18 protein-coding genes are annotated in these 18,536 nt (G+C 64.2%); 7 read left to right on the forward strand and 11 right to left on the reverse strand.

Annotated features, from left to right (window positions below):
• Positions 1-137: 137 nt before the first annotated feature.
• Positions 138-2,570, forward strand: a complete 2,433-nt coding sequence (locus tag HPC46_RS18150; protein WP_179472348.1) for a preprotein translocase subunit SecA — start codon at positions 138-140, stop codon at positions 2,568-2,570.
• A 397-nt stretch (positions 2,571-2,967) separates the two neighbouring features.
• On the opposite strand, the gene HPC46_RS18155 is transcribed toward HPC46_RS18150, so the two are convergent.
• Entirely contained in the window at positions 2,968-4,398 is a 1,431-nt protein-coding gene (locus HPC46_RS18155) for a hypothetical protein (RefSeq protein ID WP_179472350.1), read from the reverse strand.
• 235 nt (positions 4,399-4,633) lie between these two features.
• Between HPC46_RS18155 and HPC46_RS18160 the strand changes: the two genes are divergently transcribed.
• Both HPC46_RS18160 and HPC46_RS18165 read left to right on the forward strand, forming a co-directional pair.
• Positions 4,634-5,392 (forward strand): phosphatase PAP2 family protein, encoded by a 759-nt coding sequence (locus HPC46_RS18160; RefSeq protein WP_179472352.1) that lies wholly within the window; start codon positions 4,634-4,636, stop codon positions 5,390-5,392.
• Between the two features lie 10 nt (positions 5,393-5,402).
• Complete coding sequence (locus HPC46_RS18165; RefSeq protein ID WP_407665519.1) at positions 5,403-5,777, forward strand: heme-binding protein; 375 nt, start codon at positions 5,403-5,405, stop codon at positions 5,775-5,777.
• 24 nt (positions 5,778-5,801) lie between these two features.
• On the opposite strand, the gene HPC46_RS18170 is transcribed toward HPC46_RS18165, so the two are convergent.
• The 3 genes from HPC46_RS18170 to HPC46_RS18180 all read right to left on the reverse strand — a co-directional run bounded on the left by HPC46_RS18170 (position 5,802) and on the right by HPC46_RS18180 (position 7,237).
• The gene (locus HPC46_RS18170) at positions 5,802-6,062 is read right to left on the reverse strand and encodes a hypothetical protein (protein ID WP_179472356.1); all 261 of its coding nucleotides are present in this window, start codon (positions 6,060-6,062) and stop codon (positions 5,802-5,804) included.
• A 112-nt stretch (positions 6,063-6,174) separates the two neighbouring features.
• Positions 6,175-6,390 carry a hypothetical protein gene (locus HPC46_RS18175; protein ID WP_179472358.1) on the reverse strand — a complete coding sequence of 72 codons (216 nt, stop codon included), beginning with the start codon at positions 6,388-6,390 and terminating at the stop codon, positions 6,175-6,177.
• 49 nt (positions 6,391-6,439) lie between these two features.
• Positions 6,440-7,237: a nitrilase-related carbon-nitrogen hydrolase gene (locus HPC46_RS18180; protein WP_179472360.1), complete on the reverse strand. Its 798-nt coding sequence runs from the start codon at positions 7,235-7,237 to the stop codon at positions 6,440-6,442.
• A gap of 45 nt (positions 7,238-7,282) precedes the next feature.
• Here HPC46_RS18180 and speB point away from each other — a divergent pair, with 45 nt between their 5' ends.
• On the forward strand, positions 7,283-8,221 hold the full coding sequence (gene speB / locus HPC46_RS18185; RefSeq protein WP_179472362.1) for an agmatinase: 939 nt from the start codon (positions 7,283-7,285) through the stop codon (positions 8,219-8,221).
• An 81-nt stretch (positions 8,222-8,302) separates the two neighbouring features.
• Positions 8,303-9,574 carry an adenylate/guanylate cyclase domain-containing protein gene (locus HPC46_RS18190; RefSeq protein ID WP_233716496.1) on the forward strand — a complete coding sequence of 424 codons (1,272 nt, stop codon included), beginning with the start codon at positions 8,303-8,305 and terminating at the stop codon, positions 9,572-9,574.
• Here HPC46_RS18190 and HPC46_RS18195 read toward each other — a convergent pair.
• From HPC46_RS18195 to HPC46_RS18225, 7 genes are read right to left on the reverse strand one after another with little or no spacing between them, the layout of a single operon-like run.
• On the reverse strand, positions 9,571-10,068 hold the full coding sequence (locus HPC46_RS18195) for a Dps family protein (RefSeq protein WP_179472366.1): 498 nt from the start codon (positions 10,066-10,068) through the stop codon (positions 9,571-9,573). The genes HPC46_RS18190 and HPC46_RS18195 overlap by 4 nt on opposite strands.
• A gap of 7 nt (positions 10,069-10,075) precedes the next feature.
• Positions 10,076-11,818 (reverse strand): DUF2339 domain-containing protein, encoded by a 1,743-nt coding sequence (locus tag HPC46_RS18200; RefSeq protein ID WP_179472368.1) that lies wholly within the window; start codon positions 11,816-11,818, stop codon positions 10,076-10,078.
• Positions 11,819-11,864: 46 nt separating this feature from the next.
• Positions 11,865-12,515 carry a response regulator gene (locus HPC46_RS18205; protein ID WP_179472370.1) on the reverse strand — a complete coding sequence of 217 codons (651 nt, stop codon included), beginning with the start codon at positions 12,513-12,515 and terminating at the stop codon, positions 11,865-11,867.
• Positions 12,505-13,635, reverse strand: a complete 1,131-nt coding sequence (gene macS / locus HPC46_RS18210; protein WP_179472372.1) for a MacS family sensor histidine kinase — start codon at positions 13,633-13,635, stop codon at positions 12,505-12,507. Before macS ends, HPC46_RS18205 begins: the two co-directional genes overlap by 11 nt.
• 6 nt (positions 13,636-13,641) lie before the next feature.
• Positions 13,642-14,394, reverse strand: coding sequence for an amino acid ABC transporter ATP-binding protein (locus HPC46_RS18215; RefSeq protein ID WP_179472424.1), 753 nt, complete (start codon positions 14,392-14,394; stop codon positions 13,642-13,644).
• Positions 14,395-14,405: 11 nt separating this feature from the next.
• Positions 14,406-15,326, reverse strand: coding sequence for an amino acid ABC transporter permease (locus HPC46_RS18220; RefSeq protein WP_179472374.1), 921 nt, complete (start codon positions 15,324-15,326; stop codon positions 14,406-14,408).
• Positions 15,327-15,331: 5 nt separating this feature from the next.
• The gene (locus tag HPC46_RS18225) at positions 15,332-16,228 is read right to left on the reverse strand and encodes an ABC transporter substrate-binding protein (RefSeq protein ID WP_179472376.1); all 897 of its coding nucleotides are present in this window, start codon (positions 16,226-16,228) and stop codon (positions 15,332-15,334) included.
• A 206-nt stretch (positions 16,229-16,434) separates the two neighbouring features.
• Here HPC46_RS18225 and HPC46_RS18230 point away from each other — a divergent pair, with 206 nt between their 5' ends.
• Positions 16,435-16,992: an HdeD family acid-resistance protein gene (locus tag HPC46_RS18230; protein ID WP_179472378.1), complete on the forward strand. Its 558-nt coding sequence runs from the start codon at positions 16,435-16,437 to the stop codon at positions 16,990-16,992.
• A gap of 94 nt (positions 16,993-17,086) precedes the next feature.
• Positions 17,087-18,535 carry a cytochrome ubiquinol oxidase subunit I gene (locus HPC46_RS18235; RefSeq protein WP_179472380.1) on the forward strand — a complete coding sequence of 483 codons (1,449 nt, stop codon included), beginning with the start codon at positions 17,087-17,089 and terminating at the stop codon, positions 18,533-18,535.
• Position 18,536 lies beyond the last annotated feature (1 nt).

Here is an 18,536-nt window from a genome sequence, read left to right on the forward strand (position 1 = left end):
AGGTTTCGGACTATGTGGAAACTGGGTGAACGTCGCCTCCTCGCGCCGCCCGTCTACGAAGCTCGAAATTCGCGCAGAGCAGTCCCCCAAGAAAAATTGCGTCGCGGCCAATCGCCTGTACGTGTGACCATCGGGAGATGACCTCCAGGACAAAGCGCCGCGAGACGCGGCGCCGCCGTCGGAACAAGGCAGAAGGGGTCGACATGGGCATCGACCGACACGGCGCAATAGTGATGGCTGTGCTCGCAGAGTCTGCGGCTTTGCTCCAACGGTCACCGGGTGGCGATGCCACACTCCCATGGCTGGAACAACAGTTGACGAAGACCATTTCATCGCTGTCGACCAGGTTGAGCCGACACTCTACATTCGCAGTTTGCGAGGTTGCCCGGATCAATCTGTTGCCTTGGACCTTTATGCGCGGCGCCAATTTCATGGACACTGAAGGCGGACCAGCGCGAATCGAGTTACTAACCATGCTTTCCGCCACCAGCCCGAGGACTCAAGAAGGCGATCCACCACAAATATGGGCCGAAATTGGAGAGTGGAAGACTGCCGTAGATAGGATCATACAGCTCTCGGCGATGATTGGTCTTTTCCGTGCTATCGAGGATGGCACCCTTGATCCCATGGCCAAGATTCAGGCCAGCACGCGAGCGAGTGAAGTCTTGCTCCGCGAATCATCATATGCCGACATGGTGAAAACAACTTTGACGGATTTATTCGATACCCCGCAGATGAAAACCGTTCTAATAAATCTCCTATCCTTCGATCTCAATGACGCCATCAACGTGTTGGAAGCCTGCCACGAAATTCAGACCGATAAGTTCAATGATCGGCTTTCTGCAATGATGGTCGAACTTCAGGAGGGCATGGCCAATCAGGAGGATTTATCGGACGCTGAGAAAGAATCCATTCGCAACAGACTGAACGGAACCTGGGACCCATCTGATGATGACATATCGGTAAGCTCAGCTGAGATAGCGGCAAAGCTAGGAACTTCCGAAAATACGGTCACTGCCGTTCTGAACCAGTTCGTTCTACCGACCGAGCTTGGATCGCCCGAAGAGGTCGTTTCGAACTTCACTACCGGTGATAACGCGCTCAGGACGAACCCAGTCATCTCGGACGGGAATGGCCGCTTCATGCTCGTGCATCCTTCCTTGGCTCTCCCTGCGATTCGCGAAAACTTCGAGCAGCGGTTGAAACAGTCCCCATCGTGGAACGAATACCAGTCTCACCGCGGCAAATACCTAGAGGATGAGACATCTAAGTGCCTCAGTCGTGTACTACCGGGCGCGGATATTCGTTCAGGTTTCGAGTACTTCGTTCCTGCCAGCGATCTCGAGGAGGCAGGTGATCCGGCAGGCTATACAAAGCTGGTCGAAGGCGACCTCCTGTTCGTGCTCGATGACATAGCGATCATCGCCGAGGAGAAAGCAGTCGCTCTCGCTCCTAGCGCGCGGGCTGGCAATACTCGCCGACTTCGCAGTGACTTGGTTCGGATCGTGACGAAAGCGGCAGAGCAGGCCGGCCGGTTGAAGGAGCGGATGGAAAAGGATGGCGGATTCCGCCTTCGAGACGGTAGCTGGGTAAGTACGGAGAACATTCGCGAAATCCACACTATGGCAGTGAGTCTGGAAGACTTGTCTGGGGTGAGCACAGCGACCGCCGACTTGCTCCAAGCGGGCCTGCTCGACGCAGACAACATCCCATGGACCGTCTCCTTGAACGACTTGAGACTAGTAATCGAACTCGTGGACCCGTCCGCTACCGCAATGTTCTTGCTCTATTTGCGGCGCCGTAGGCATCCGGAGGCCACAGTCATGTTCGCTGCCGTGGACGAGCTCGACTTCTTTCTCTACTTCTTCGAGAACGGTCTATACGTTCAGCCGGACCCCGACGTGATGAAAGCCGAGCTTCCGCATATGACCAACGTGCGGACCGGCGACCGCCGGAGGAGGAAAGGGCAAGCTCGTCAATTCATCACTAGCCGAACGGATCCGCTCGACGCGTGGCACGCGTATGAGACGGGGGTGTCGGATGTGCCCGCTGCCAAGCCCGAAATCACGGGTTCGCCAACGATGGCACTGGTTAGAGAGTTGCAGAGCCGGAAAGGCAGCGGTTGGTGCAGTATCGGAGCCACTCTGCTCTCGGGCTCCACGCGTACTCAGCAAGAATGGATGAACACCTCCCGTGAACTGGTTAAAAGGTTCCGTGTTGACGGGCATGGCCACCATGTCACTCGACCATACGGTTCGAATCGCGCGGACGCGTGGCTCCTAGTTTGGGCGGTCGAGGATTCGGCGACGCCAGAATTCGGGTCCGCAACGACGCTTCTGACGGACTACATCCGTGCGAAGAAGTATCAAATGGGCTTTTCGCGCGCGGCAGCACTGATATTTGACGCGAAGTCGGGCGATCTGCATACCGTTCTCTACGACGGGAGCCCCTTGGTTGCAGATGAAAAGCTCAAACGGTTAATCGAAAAGCTTCACCCGGTTGATAAATGGCAGAAGTCGATCCCGAAAGTTCGTAGCTCCAGTCGCGGCGGCCGTGGCGGAAGGCCTTGATTTGGTCCGTCGATAGCTCGGCTTTGTGCGCGCGCCTTCACTGACGCGCCCGAGACCGGAGCTGAAAGCCTTGGTGCCACTCGGCCGCGCGTCCACTGAGTCCTTGATCGCGAGGGTCGTGCCTCACGTCGCGCGCGGGCGGGTGCGGCGGCTTATAGATAGTGCCATGCGTGAGTGTGAGGGCCTCGGTAGGAATTGAGCAGCTGCGCAAAGTGGGGCTGGGCCAACGCATATGCAGAGACGACGCATTAGCTGAGAATTTCGAGAACTTCCAGCCAACACTCGACAGAATCAACGAAGTACTCGGGGGCGACGTCGTGTTGCGGGGAAGCGGCCCTACGCCACTAATCCTGCTCGAGATCACCTGTGAACCAGACAGATTCGCGCCCGATTCAGTCTAATCGCCGAACCATCCCACCGCGCCACCAGGTTCACCAGAAATCGTTACCGGCTGCCGCTTCAGTGTTCTGTCGATGGCTCCACCCCATACGTCGACCGGCGGCAGGGCTCCCCCAGCCATCCCTCGATACTCACTGAAATACCGCGAGACTCCATCCAGTGTTTCTGGAATCTCGAAATCCGGGTCGGTAACTCGGTGACCGATCAGGCTCGTTCGGCGTGATTCTAAGTAATGGAGAATCGCCCACTCTGCAAACCAGAGCGCCAGCATTCGACGTTGCCCTGCCGCGCCAGCGAGCGACATCCCTTCGTAAGCCATCGCGAGACCTTCGTGAACGGGCTCAGACCGGAATCCATATAGATTTCCAAGCAGATTGCGTCGCAAAGTTTTCGGCTGTTTGACTCCTCGAACGATGCCGAAAGCCTGCTCGAAATTATCGTGTTGAACCATCTCATCGAGGTGCTCCGGCATGAGGTCGTCAAAAAACTTGATGAACCTCGTAGTCAGCCGTTCGGTCTTCCAAGGCTGGAACGGATTCGTCAGGCACTCAGCGGCAACGACATAGAGGATGACAGCAACCTGCTCGCGTTGCGCACGTAGCGCGGCGTCATAGCTCAGTAATGCGCCCCGAACGCGGTCCCAGCTCATTCTGTCTTCGTTTGCGAGACCGAAAATATCAAGCGGCCTGCCATGTCGAGCCAAGGTCAGAATGCTCGGGTCTGCCATCCGAGATTCGAGCTCGGGCAGCATGTCGCTGCTAACGGGCCAGATTGTGGGGGGCAAGTCCACGGGCCGCCCAAGTGCAAATGTGCAGATCGCCGCGGTCACCTCGCCCATCGCCTGCACGGCGGGACGAGTGAACGGTCCATCAATCGGTCCGCCGAGAGCCATGTAGACATCGACGGTTGTAGGTGGGCGGAACATAGCGAGATCGGACGGCGGGCCGTCTCCCTCAGGCGCAGCTTCGTTGAAGTTGAGCAGCAACCCCTCACCAAGGCGCCGCCAACCTGTGATGTGCGTTGTCGAATAGAGCCGCTCTTGCATGCGCGACTGGAATAGCGGATCGGCAAGATTTAACTGCTCAGTCTGCAGAGAGCACTGATACCAGACATAGCCACCGAGCCCCTCGGCGGTCGCTGTCGCGGCGGAAGTCAACGCCCCACAGCGCACAACGAGGGCGTCCACCTCTTCTTGGCGGCTGGGGTCGCTGGAAGTTGCTGCGATCCATGGAGCGGACTCCAGCGGGTCTATCGAAATATGTAGACCGTCTTGCGGGCCGACGACGAACGGCCACATTTGCAGGCCGGTCTGGCTTACATCCCATCCAGCCTCGCCGGCAAGGCGACGCAGCCATGAGGCACTCAAAGCTTGGAGGTGGTGAAGCCCCAACTGTGGCAACTCCAGACTCGCTCGACCTGGATCGCTCACGTCGCCCCCTCTCACGCAGGCAATTCAGTAGTTGTTGAGATCGCGCCCGCCACCGATATGAGTGCCTTGAACTGGCATTCCCTCACCAAGCCACTACACACCTGCTACACACAACAACACCCAAGAGTACATATCAACACATACGCATACATACTCTGATCTGCAGTTTTAGCACCGAACGAAGCATCGTCGCAGGTCTAAAATCCACCATATCCAGATTCAAAACCCGTGCAGTGTGAGTTCGAATCTCACCGAGGGCACAATCATCGGCATCGATACCATGTCCCGTCGGCGCCGACTGACGCTGATCTTCCTTTCCGGGGTTCTCCTCGTCGTCCTGGCCGTGCTGGCAATTGAGATCAATTCCTGGTGGATGACCGGGCTCGACACGTCGGTGTGGAATTGGTTCGACGCCCACCGGTCACACAGGTGGCAAGGCGACGAAGACGGCATTTTCACCTTCATCGGTAAACCCGTCCATGTCGCGATAGCCGGGCTGGTGAGCGGAGCGCTGCTGGCGTTGCAGGCGCGAGACGTGCTGCGACTCGTTGTCGTGACAGGGACGGTTGGCGCCGGCGCAGTGATCGAACAGACACTCAAGGCGACAGTCGAACGGTCGCCCGAGAATCTCGCCCAGTTGCGCAATGACTCGGTGCCCGACTGGTCGATCCTTGATTTCTACGCGCATTCGTTCCCGTCCGGCCATGTCACAGGAGCTGCGACGTTGTTCGGGACGATTGCGGTGTGCCTCGGTGTCGGGCGGAGTCGCGCAGTGCAGATATTGATGTCAGCTGTGGCGGTGGCAGGCGTCCTCACGGTCGCCTGGCTCGCACTGTACGTCCGCGCACACATCTTCACCGATGTCATCGGCGGCATGATTCTGGGTGGGGCGCTCGTGGCGTTGGCCGCTGCCACGATTGTGACGCCGACTCCCCGCGCGGTCAGCAGGCCTCACAAACGCCAAATCGGAGGAACTCACAGTCGTACAGTGTGAGGCCATGACCATCACCCGCGCTGTGCGTCGGGCGGCCGCGATCACGTTGGCCGCCAGCGCTCTTGCTGTCGGCGTCCCCGGCCTCGCCACCGCCGATCCGGCGCCGAACTGCACGTCGGCCGATATGGCCGGCATCATGTCAGGGGTCGGGTTCGCAATGTCGGGCTACCTGTACACCCACCCCGACGTCAACGATTACCTCACCAGCCTGCGGGGCCTGCCGAAAGAGCAGATCCGCGCCAAGGTCCAGGATTACCTGGCCGCCAACCCGCAGGTGCGCGACGAGATCAAGGCGCTTCGCCAGCCCGCGAACGATTTCCGCAGCCGCTGCGACATCCCCAGTGCGGGCATCCCGGCCGGCGTTCCCGTCCCCGCGGGATCCTGATCGCGGGGACGGCGCCGGAGTACGTCAGCGAACGCAGTTGTTGCCGACGACTTCCTTGCACACCGCACCTGGAGGTGCCGGGTTGACCGTCGGCGAGAACGAGTTGGGCCCGCCCGGGCCCACTGCCTTCTCCGTCGGCGACGGCGTCACGGACGACGACGGCGTTGTGGTCGTGGACGGGCTCTCCTTGGCGTCCGAGCTGCAGGCGGTCAACGCCCCCATCCCGACGATCGCGACCCCGCCAGCAAAGAGTGCAATCTGGCGACTCAGTCGACCAGCGCTCATAATTTTCCCTACTCCCCGTCGTCGTGCGGCCGACCAAGCTCGGCCCGATGAGGGCAGCATACCGTCCAGGCAAACCCTCGTAAGGGCAAAAAGTCACCTTCAATTGAGGCCGTCAGCCGATCGAAATGATGAATCCGCCGCCCCAGAACGGCCAACCCCAGTTCGGAGTGGCGATGGTGCCGGGTGAGGTGGTGATCTGCGCGTTGCCCGGGCTCTGACAGATCGTGGTGGTCGGGCTGACGTTCGTGCAGGTCGGAGCACCGGAGGCGATAGTGGCCACGCCCAGGCCGGCCGCCAATACGGCACCGAAGAACAGCACGGTTCCCACTACAACCTGCCAGAGCCGAACACCTCGAGTTGTCATAGCGGTAGCTCTCTCAGTACAAGTCGATACGCCGGTCAGCGAGCACGTCGACATGCTCCGTCAGCGACTTGTCGTGGGTCTCCGACAGGTCGACGTCGCCGACCACCAGCGCAGATCCGGGACCGGCTTCGGCGACCACCCAGCCGTCGGGGTCGATGATCGCGCTGCCTTGAGTCCACAGCTGCCCGCGCTCCTCGCCGGCGCGGTCGCACACCGCAATCGCGATCCGGTTGAGCCGCGCAGTGGACATCGCGGTGATCACTTCGCCCGGGTGCTCCCCGTCTGGCCGCGGAAACACCGGCCAGTTGACCGGTGCCGCAATGAGTTCGGCGCCGTCGACGGCGACTCGCCGGGTCACCTCCCCGAATTCGAGGTCGTAGCACACCATCACCGCGATCGCCCCGTGCCGGGTCCGCAGTACCGCCGGCAATTCGGCACCGGGAGTGAAGATCAGCTTCTCCCGGTCCCACAGGTGGGTCTTGCGGTAGGTGGCGAGCAGCCCGTCGCGGTCCAGCGCCACTGCGCTGTTGTAGAGCAGGCCGTCGTCGCCGAGTTCGCAGAACCCGCCGACGACGATCGCCCCGCCCGCGGCAGCCCGCCACACGTCGAACGCGGGATCGTCGGGTCGCAGCGCCGCCGAGCGGGCTTCGTCGGCATCGGCGAACATATAGCCGGAGGTGGCCAATTCGGGTAGCACGACGACGTCGGCACCCTGGCCGACGGCGCCGGCGACCGCGTCCGCGGACAGCTCGAGGTTGTCGGCCACCGCCCCCAGCGTGGGTGCGATCTGCGCACAGGCGATGCGGGTCACCTTTGCAGGCTAGCCTCGCCGCATCGGCCCGGCAGAGGAGGAAACATGGAGATTGTCGGACCAGTCGACGCGACCACATACCCCCGTTACACCGAGCCGTCGACGTTCGCGCGGCTGCCGCGGATCGCCGAGGTGCCCGGCGCCGACGTCCGGATCGTCGGCGTGCCGTTCGACAGCGGGGTTTCCTACCGCCCGGGGGCGCGATTCGGACCCTCGCACGTGCGGGCCGCGTCCAAGCTGCTGCGGCCCTTCAATCCGGCCCTCGGCGTCGCCCCGTTCACCACGCAGCAGGTGGCCGATTGCGGCGATATCGCGGTCAACCCGTTCAACATCGACGAGGCGATCACCACGATCGACACCGCGATGACCGATCTCCGCAAGGACGGGTCGACCGTGCTGACGATCGGCGGCGATCACACGATCGCGCTGCCGATCCTGCGTTCGCTGGCCCGTGACCACGGAAAAGTGGCTGTCCTGCATTTCGACGCCCACCTCGACACGTGGGACACCTACTTCGGCTCGCCCTACACCCACGGCACCCCGTTCCGGCGGGCCAGCGAGGAGGGGCTGATCGACATGGAGCGCTCGCTGCACATGGGCATCCGCGGGCCGCTGTACAGCAAGACCGATCTGGAGCAGGACTCCGTGCTCGGCTTTCAGGTCATCCGGTCCGACGATTACGAATTCGACGGTGTCGCAAGCATTGTCGAGCGGATGCGCAAGCGGCTCGAGGGCGGTCCGGTGTACGTGTCGATCGACATCGATGTGCTCGACCCCGCCCACGCCCCCGGCACCGGAACCCCCGAGGCCGGTGGGCTGACCTCCCGTGAGCTGCTCAACACCCTGCGCGGTCTGGTGGGCCTCGACATCGTCGGCGCCGACATCGTCGAGGTGGCGCCGGCCTACGACCACGCGGAGATCACCGGTATCGCCGCTGCCCACGTCGGATTCGAACTTCTCTCGGTGCTCGCGGCCAACCGATAGGCTGCGATTGTGGGCAGCCTGCGGAAATGCGCTGGTTCGGTGCCGCCGGGCGGGCCGAATCAGCGCGCGGACTGCGAGCGCATGCAGCGCCGTGCTCCCGCCCGCAACCTGCACTGGGCCGAATCCATCAAACGCCGGCAGCGGGTGCTCAACATCGCGGCGGCGATGGCCGCCGTCGTCACCGCTGTGGTGGGAATCCTGCAGCTGGTCACCGGCTCGGGCCTGATCGTCATCGGGTTGATCAACCTCGGCACCGCGGCCATCTTCATCGCCGTTCCGCTGCTGCACCGCTTCGGCGAGATTATCGCCGCCCTGGTGTTCGTGTTTTTCGCGTTCCTGTCGGTGAGCACGGTCGGCTGGCAGGTGGGGACGGACTCCGGCATCCAGTTCTACTACCTGGTGTCGGCGTCGCTGGCGGTGCTGATCCTCGGCGTCGAGCACGTCGCGCTGGCCTCGACGGTGGTCGCGATCGGCGCTGGGCTGACCATTGCGTCGCAGTTCCTGGTGCCCGGCGACACCGGGATCCAGCCACGTTGGCTGGTCAACACCGGTTTCGTCATCACCACGGTGACCACGTGCGTGATGGTGTTCGCGACGGTCTGGTACGCCCTGCGGGAGGTGTCCCGGGCCGAGGCCGCCATGGAATTCGAATACCTGCGCTCCGAGGCGCTGCTGGCCAACATCCTGCCCGCCAGCATCGCCGCCCGGCTGAAGGATCCGGCCCGCGGCGTGATCGCCGACCGCTTCGACGACGCCTCGATCCTGTTCGCCGACATCGCCGGATTCACCCAGCGGGCCAGCCAGATTCCACCCTCCGAACTGGTGCGCTTCCTGGACCGGCTCTACACCACGTTCGACCGGCTGGTCGACAAGCACGGCCTGGAGAAGATCAAGACCACCGGCGACTCGTACATGGTGGTCAGCGGCGTTCCCGAGCTCAGAGACGACCACGTCGAGGCGCTGGCCAACCTCGCCCTGGACATGTCTAAGGCGGTGCGTGACCTGCGCGACCCGAACGGCCAGCCGGTGCCGCTGCGGATGGGCATGGCGGCCGGGCCGGTGGTGGCCGGGGTGGTCGGGGCGCGCCGGTTCTTCTACGACGTCTGGGGTGACGCGGTCAACGTCGCCTCCCGGATGGAGACCACCGACCCCGAAGGACGCATTCAGGTGCCCCAGGACGTATACGAACGCCTCCGGGACCGCTTCGTCCTGGAGGAGCGTGGCGACGTCGAGGTCAAGGGCAAGGGCGTCATGCACACCTGGTATCTGGTGAGCCGCCGGCCCGCGCCTGCCGCGGACAGCGATCGACCCGCCCAGGAAGAGACTGGGCGGGTCGAGAGTCCAACCGGCTAGACCTTCCGGTTCTCCGACTTGATCAGCCAGGCCAGCTTCTCCAGGCCGTCGATCACCTGGTGCAGCAGGTCTGCGGTGCTCGGGTCCTCGGCGTCGACGGCGTCGTGGACGTCACGCAGCGTACCGACCACGGCATAAGTCGCCGTGGTGATCAGGTCGACGACGTCGGTGGTGGTGTGCTCGTAGGCGGGAATCTGCGGAACGCTGGTGGTGGCCGCGACGGTGTCCGAACGTCCGTCGGGTACGGCATCGAGGGCTCGCATCCGCTCGGCGATCGTGTCGCTGGACTCGCGGGCGAAGTCGACGAGTTCGTCGAGCTGCAGATGCAGATCGCGGAAGTTCGTCCCGACCACGGTCCAGTGCGCCTGCTTGCCCTGCAGGTGAAGTTCGATGAGATCAACCAGGACGCGCTGCAGGTTGCCTGCGAGCTCGGGTGATGCCTGGAATCCGGTTACCTCTGCGGAGTTTCGTCGTTGTCCGGTCGTCGTTGTCATGCGAGTTTCAACACGGCGCAAGCGGCGACTGCTGCCCGGATTCGCTGTCTGCTTCGTCACGTCGGGCGGCCAGGCTGCGGGCGTAGCGGGTGCCCATGGCCAGCAACACCAGACCGACCACGATGAAGGCCACCACCCGGAAGATGCCGTCGAGCGTGCCCAGGTCGAACAGGAACAGCTTGGCCATCGCCGCCGAGGTGAGCACCAGCCCGCCGGCCCGCTGTCCGATGGCAAACAGTCCCGCCGCCAGCCCGATCCAGCAGATCGTGGCCGCCATGTGCCCGGCCAAGAACCCCTTCTCCGGCCCGCCGATCAGCACTCCGGCCGTCACGGAGAACACGGTCACCGCATAGACCGACACCAGCGCCGCGGCAACCCACCCCGTGCGGAAGGCCCACGCCACGGTCGCCGCCCACACCACCAGCACCACGCTGCCCACCAGGGTCGACACCGCTGCCGCAACCGTGAGGCGCCAGCCGTCGGCGAGGATGTCGGGCGCGTGGCCGAAGAACATCAGCGCCCCCACGGAACCCAATCCCGTTGCAGCCCAGCGGGCGACGACGTCGCGTCGCCCGGTGAGTGCCACCATGGCGCCCAGCGCCAGCAGGACCGGCGCGGCCACCTCGCCATCGAAGGCCACCGTGATCGCCACCAGTGCGGCGGCCGCCGATGCCGCCGACCACACCTGAGCGACCACCCCTTCGACGCCGGGCAGACGATCGGCGACCAGCACGATCGCCAGCAGGAACACCGACACGGCGCCGGCGAGCAGCACCGCGAGCCAGCGATCCACCGCGATGCCGGCGACCAGCACCGGAACCAGGCCGCCGACGGTGACGACGGCCATCCACGCCCGGTTGGCGGTTGACGGGAGCAGCAGAAGGGCGCTGACAATGCTCAGCAGTGCGGCGATCCCGGTGGCGGCGCCGAGCAGCCCGGTGTCCGCCGTGGACCCGAAGTGGCCGGCCAGCAGCGCGATGAACAGTGGCAGCGTCACCGCCGCGGTGCGGGCGGCGTGCATCCACAACCAGTCCCGGCCGATTTGGATCAGCAATGCCGCAGCCGACAGCGCGATCATGAATCCGATGAGCAGCAGCGTCACGCCGTCGGTGATGACCGGGGCCAACACCAGCAGCGGCACCAGCACCAGCACGGCGAGCTGCTCGGAGTTCCAGCGCCGGGCCAGGCTGAGCCCGCCGCCGCCGACGACCGCGCCGATCACCAGCGCGACCGGCGCCACCACCCAGTGGTAGATCGTCGTGACGGCCATGACGTCCATGTAGAGCGCGGCGATCCCGGTGGCGCTCAGCGCGATCGCACCGACCCGGCCACCGGGCCGGGCGTGCACGCGGATGCCTATACCGACCAGGACCGCTCCCAGCACACCACCGGCGGCCACCCGCAGTTCGGGCCGCAGCAGGCCGGCCTGCGCGGCGAGCACCAGCAGCAGCACAACGCCGATCAGCGTGACGCCGACACCGGCCACCGCCAGCGCCTTGCCGATCCAGCCCCGATCGGGATCCCCCACTTTCACCGGAGGTGGCGCCGGCCGTGGTGGCGCGTACGCGGGGGGCGGCGGTTGCCAGTAAGGCATCGGAGTCGGCTGCGGTGCCGGGGGCGGCGGCGCACCTTGGGTGAGATTCAGCTCATTGAGCGTGGCCGACACCCTGGCCATTTGCGCCGACATGGCGCCGAATTCCTGGGACAGCCGGGCCAGCACAGCACGCTGCGGATCGTTCATGGCATTCATCGTCGGCGCCGGCCGGCCGGGGCGGATGAGTAGTACTACCCGGTTGTCACTCTTGGTCGAGCCCGTGTTCGATCGCGTAGCGGGCCAGCTCGACCCGGTTGGCCACCTGCAATTTCCCGAAAGTGGCCTGCACGTGGTTTTCCACCGTGCGATGACTCAGCGACAGCTTGGCGCCAATCTGCTTGGCGGTCAACCCTTTTGCCACATAGCGCAGGATCTCGGTCTCTCGCTCGGTCAGGCTGGCGGCAGGCCCGTCCGGGCTCTTCGCCATCCTGCGGTACTCGCCAAGGACCAGGCCGGCCAGCCCGGGGGTGAACACCGCGCGTCCTGCGGCGGTGGCGCGCACCGCCTCGGCCAGTTCGGTCCGCGACGCGCTCTTCACCAGATAGCCGATGGCGCCCGCCTTGACCGCCTCCAGGACATCGTCTCGTTCACCGGACGCCGACAACACCAGCACCCGCGAGCTCGGCGAGACCTCCAGCACTCCTGCGGTGGCCTGCGCACCGTCGCCGTCGCCCAGTCGCATGTCCATCAGCACCACCGCCGGGTGAACCACCGCGGCGCGACGGCGAGCCGAGTCCACCCCGTCGGCCGTCGCGACCACACTGAAACCGTCGTCGGCGAGATCGCGGGCCACCGCGTCACGCCAGATCGGATGGTCGTCGACCACCATCACCGTTATCGGCTCAGCCTCCATCGGTCCCCCTCGGTACGCTCAGCTCCCACTCGGTTCCACAGGAGTCGGTCGACAGTGTCGCGGTACCGCCCAGTGAATGCAGCCGTCCGACAATCGACTTCGATATCCCCGCCCGGCCGTCGGCGGCGGCCTGCTCCAGCCGGCCTTCCGGGATGCCCACGCCGTCATCGCGAACGCTGACCGTGACGCTGTCGCCGACGTCCTCGAGGAACACGAATGCGCTGGCACGTGGCCCGGCGTGGGCGACGACGTTGTCCAGCGCGTTGCCCACCGCCGCATCCAACTCGACGGCCACCGCCGAATCCAGCAGCACCGGCGTACCGGGCAGACTCAGCGACACCCGGTCGGATTCCCGGCGCGACAACAGCATCCGCACATCGACGGCACCCGAACTCTCCTCCGGCCCGACGCTCGAGATCAGCCGCCGCAGCGCACGTTCCTGCTCACCGGCCAGTTCCCCGAGCTCGATCGCCTCTCCACCCCACTCCGGTCCCTTCTTGGCCATCAGCGCCAAGACCTGAACGACACCGTCGTGCACCTGACGGGAGAGCCGCTCACGTTCCTCGAGTGCGGCCGAGAGGCGCACCGCGCGTTCCAGTTCGGCGTGCGCGCGCCGCGCGGTCTGCGCGGCCATACCGACCGCCAGACCCACCGCCAGCTCGATCACGATCGACGCATTGCGGCCCACATCGAGGTTGACCTGGCCCTTCATCGTTGCTGCTGCGGCCATCACGGCCAGGCCGGCCGCCATCCCGCCGACCGGGCCGAGCAGGATCGCCGCCGAGATCGTCGCGTTGGTCGCCCACAACGTCGTCGGCAGCGACTGGTTGTCGGCCACCCACTGATCGGAGGCCACCAACTCGGTGGACAGCATCAGGGCCACCACGATCACGATCTCGGCGATCACCCATCCGGTCCGCCGGCCGAAGCCCTGCAGATACGCCGCCGCGCAGGCCAGCGTCCACGCACTGAGCACGCCGAAGAACACCCAGGCCAGCGCCGGTCGCTGGAGTTCACCGATCCGGGTGACGAAGAAATACCCGGCATAGACGTAACTGAGCAATCGGAACACCTGCGCCGCTCGCCACAGCGGTGCCGTCGGGTCCGCGCTGACCTGCACGCTGAGTTACATGACTTTCGACAGAAAGGCCTTGGTGCGGTCGTGCTGCGGGTTGCTCAGGACCTCGCGGGGCGGGCCGTTTTCGACGATCACCCCACCGTCCATGAACACCAACTCGTCGGCGACCTCGCGGGCGAAGCCCATCTCGTGGGTCACCACGATCATCGTCATGCCCTCGCTCGCCAGCTTTTTCATCACGCCCAGCACCTCGCCGACGAGTTCGGGGTCCAGCGCCGAGGTGGGCTCGTCGAACAGCATCAGCTTGGGATCCATCGCGAGCGCACGGGCGATGGCCACCCGCTGCTGCTGACCACCGGACAGCTGCGCCGGGTACGCGTCGGCCTTGTCCGACAGGCCGACCTGGGCGAGCAGGTCACGCGCCCGCTCGACGGCGGCGGCCTTCTTGACTCGCTTGACGTGCACCGGCGATTCGATGATGTTGGCCAGCGCCGTGCGATGCGGGAACAGGTTGAAATGCTGGAACACCATCCCGATATCGCGGCGTTGTTTGGCCGCGTCGCGCGGAGCCATCTCGTGGAGCTTGCCCCCGCGTTCCCGGTAGCCGATCAGCTCGCCGTCGACGTAAAGCCGTCCGGCACTGACGTTCTCGAGATGATTGATGCACCGCAGGAAGGTCGACTTCCCGGAACCCGACGGACCGACCAGTACCAGCACCTTGCCGGGGTCCACCGACAGCGTGACGCCTTTCAGTACCGACAGTGCGCCGAAGTCCTTGCACACTCGTTCGGCACGGACCATGGGTTCGCCTGTCATACGTGTCCCGCCTCCGTACCGGTCTGTGCCTTGGCCAATGCCGCGAGCTGTTTGGAGGTCAACCTGCGAGAGATGCCGCGGGAGAAATACTTCTCGAGGTAGTACTGCCCCACCATCAGCACGCTGGTGACCACCAGGTACCAGGTCGCGGCCACCATCAACAACGGCACCGGCTCGAAGATCCGGGCCGCGATCTCCCGGGAGGCGATGCTGTACAGGTCATACGAATAGGGCACGGCGGTGACCAGCGAGGTGGTCTTCAGCATGCTGATGACCTCGTTGCCGGTCGGCGGGATGATGACCCGCATCGCCTGTGGAAGCACGGTGCGGCGCATCGTCATTCCCCACGACATGCCCAGGGCGGTCGATGCCTCCGACTGCCCCTCGGGCACGGAAGTGATTCCGGCGCGGATGATCTCGGCCATGTAGGCGGCTTCGTTCAAGCCGAGACCGATCACCGCCAGCAGGAACGGTATCGACAGGTCCTGCAGATCGAGATGGAAGAAGGACGGGCCGAACGGGATGCCGAGCTGGATGTTCTGGTAGATCGTCGGGATCAGGCCCCAGAACACCAACTGCACGTACACCGGGGTGCCGCGGAAGATCCACAGGAAAACCCATGCCACCCAACTGAATACCGGATTCGGCGACAGCCGCATCACCGACATGATCACGCCGAGCACGATGCCCAGCACCATCGCGTAGACGGTCAGCTGCAGCGTGTTGACCACGCCGAGCATGATGCGCTCGTTGAACAGGTATTCGCCGTACGTCGACCAGCCGTAGGCGGGGTTGGTGGCCGCGCCGTAGAGGAACAGCGCCGCCAGGACGATGATGACGGCCGCCCCCACCCACCGCCAGGGATGACGAAGTGGTACCGCGTTGATGGCAGATGGGGCCGACTCGTCGACACTCATGAGGCTTAGTTGGTCCCCCCGTTGATGACCGGCTTGGTGATCATCCCGGCCTCGACGCCCCAGTTGCCTGCGATCGTCTTGTAGTCACCGGTCTCGATGAGGTGCTCGAGCGCCTTCTGCAGCGACTGCGCCAACGGCGAACCCTTGGCGACCGGCCAGCCGTACGGAGCGGAGTCGAAGATCTCGCCTGCGGCCTCCAGCTTGCCGTTGCTCTGCTTGATGGCGTACGCGGTCACCGGCGAGTCCGCCGACATCGCGTCGGCCTGGCCGAGCACCACGGCGTTGGTGGCCGCGTCCTGGCCGTCGAACTTCAGGATCTCGATGGCGGGCTTACCGGCGTCGGTGCACGCCTTGCTCTTCTTGGGCAGCTCGTCGGTTTCCTCGGTGGTGGTCGCCTGCACGGCCACCTTCTTGCCGCACGCGTTGTTCGGGTCGATCGGTGAGCCAGGACGCTGGGCCCACATGATGCCCGCGTTGAAGTAGTCGACGAAGTCGACCGACTCCTGGCGTTCCTTGGTATCGGTGAACGACGACATGCCGACGTTGAAGGTGCCCTGCTGGATCGACGGGATGATCTTGGCGAAGTCGGCCTCGCGATAGTCGGCGGTCAGCCCGAGCGTGGCGGCGATGGCGTTCATCAGGTCCACGTCGAAGCCGACGATCTTGCCGCTGGAATCCTTGAATTCGTTAGGCGCATAAGGGATGTTGACGCCGACCACCAGCTTGCCCGATTTCTTGATGTCGTCGGGAACGCCTGCCGCGATCTCCTCGACCTTCTGCGCCTTGGCGGCGGTGGTCGCGGTCGACGGACCCGAGCTCGTTTCGTTCTTGCTACTACAGCCAGACAGGGCCAGAGCGCCGGTCACGGCGAGCACTCCAGCAATGCGACACCAGTTCTGCACGGTTGCCTCTTTCTCTCGACTGCATCCGGGCTCCCGCCCGAAACTAATGGCGTGGTTCAGGTTTTGTACTTCCGGTAACGGAACAGTAGTAGAGGTGTAACCATCCGGCAGCAGAACCACCGGCGCGGAAACCTGACGTGCACACTTCACCCGGTGAACTGCTCAAATACCGCAAGTCGCCAAGTCGCTGTGAAACACTTTGTGTCATGACAACTACCTCTGCCCCGCCGCTGTTGCCGCACTTGTGGAAGTCGGTTCTGCTGTCGGGAGTTCTGGCACTCGCCCTCGGCGTCCTGGTACTCGTCTGGCCCGCGAAGACCATCCTGGTCGCGGCGATCTTCTTCGGCGCCTACCTTCTGGTGACGGGTATCTCGCAGGTATTCCACGCCTTCACCCTGCATGTGTCCGCAGGCGGGCGGGTCTTGCTGTTCATCAGCGGTGCCGCCGCCCTGATTCTGGCGGTGATGTGCTTCCGCAGCCTGCAGAACTCCATTCTGCTGCTGGCGATCTGGATCGGAATCGGCTTCATCTTCCGCGGCATGGCCACCGCGGTCTCGGCGATCAGCGATCCCGACACCCCCGGCCGCGGTTGGGAGATCTTCGTGGGCGCCATCAGCCTGCTTGCGGGCATCGTGGTGCTGGCGTCGCCGTTCGAGTCGCTGGCCACGCTGACCCTCGTGGTGGGCATCTGGCTGATCGTGATCGGCGTCTTCGAGATCGTGGCGTCGTTCGGGGTCCGCAAGGCGTCGCAGAACCTCCAATAAAGGCCGAAAGCCCCTAGCGCGAGCGGCGCGGATTCCTACTACACTCTGTCGTAGGTAGGCGATCCGCGCCTTTCGCGTGCTTGGAGAGTTCGGTATGAGTGCTCTTGACGTGTCCCGATGGCAATTCGGAATCACGACCGTCTACCACTTCATCTTCGTCCCGCTGACGATCGGGCTGGCGCCGCTGATCGCCGTCATGCAGACGATCTGGGTGGTGACCGACAACCCGGCGTGGTACCGCATGACGAAGTTCTTCGGGAAGATCTTCCTGATCAACTTCGCGATCGGCGTCGCGACCGGCATCGTGCAGGAATTCCAGTTCGGCATGAACTGGAGCGAGTACTCCCGGTTCGTCGGCGACGTCTTCGGCGCACCGCTTGCGCTCGAAGGCCTGGTCGCCTTCTTCCTCGAGTCGACGTTTATCGGGCTGTGGATCTTCGGCTGGACCCGGCTCCCCCGGTGGCTGCACCTGACCTCGATCTGGCTGGTGGCGATCGCGGTCAATCTGTCGGCGTTCTTCATCATCACGGCGAATTCGTTCATGCAGCATCCAGTGGGCACCCGGTACAACCCGGCGACCGGTCGCGCCGAGCTGCAGAGCATCACCGAGTTGTTCACCAACAACACCGGGGTGGCGGCCTTCTGGCACGCGGTGGCGGCGTCGTTCCTCGTTGCCGCGACGTTCGTGGCGACGGTCTGCGCGTGGTGGATGGTGCGCAGCAAGGGCGCCCCGGACGCCTCTGCCCTGTATCGACCCGGCGCGATCCTGGGCTCGCTGGTGGCGTTGGCTGCTTGCGCCGCTTTGTTTTTCACCGGCGACATCCAGGGCAAGCTGATGTTCCACCAGCAGCCGATGAAGATGGCTGCCGCGGAATCGTTGTGTCACACCGAAACCGATCCAGGCTTTTCGGTCCTGACCGTGGGAACGCACAACAACTGCGACAGCATCACCCGGGTCATCGAGGTGCCCTACGTATTGCCGTTCCTGGCCGAGGGCAAGTTCAGCGGCGTCACGCTGGAAGGCACCAACGACCTCCAGAAGCAATACGAGCAGAAGTTCGGCCCGGAGTGGTATGTGCCGAACCTGTTCGTCACCTATTGGTCTTTCCGCGCCATGATCGGCCTGCTGGCGTTTCCACTGCTGTTCGCGCTGGCCACGTTGTGGCTGACCCGCGGCGGCCGGGTGCCCGGCGGCCGGTGGTATTCCCAGTTCGCCCTCTGGACGCTGCCGACGCCGTTCCTGGCGTCCATCGCCGGCTGGGTGTTCACCGAGATGGGCCGCCAGCCGTGGGTGGTCGCACCCAATCCCGATGGTGATCAACTGGTTCGGCTGACTGTCCGTGAAGGGGTGTCCCTGCACGGACCCGGCCTGGTCTGGGTGTCGCTGATCTCGTTCACGTTGCTCTACGCGGTGCTCGCAGTGATCTGGTTCTACCTTGTGCGCCGCTACGTCACGGCCGGACCGCTGGAACACGACTCCGAACCCGCACCACCCAAGCCGCCCGGTGACGACGAGGTCGCGCCTCTGTCGTTCGCCTACTGAG

The organism is Mycolicibacterium vinylchloridicum (genome assembly GCF_013404075.1).
In the GTDB taxonomy this organism is placed as follows: domain Bacteria; phylum Actinomycetota; class Actinomycetes; order Mycobacteriales; family Mycobacteriaceae; genus Mycobacterium; species Mycobacterium vinylchloridicum.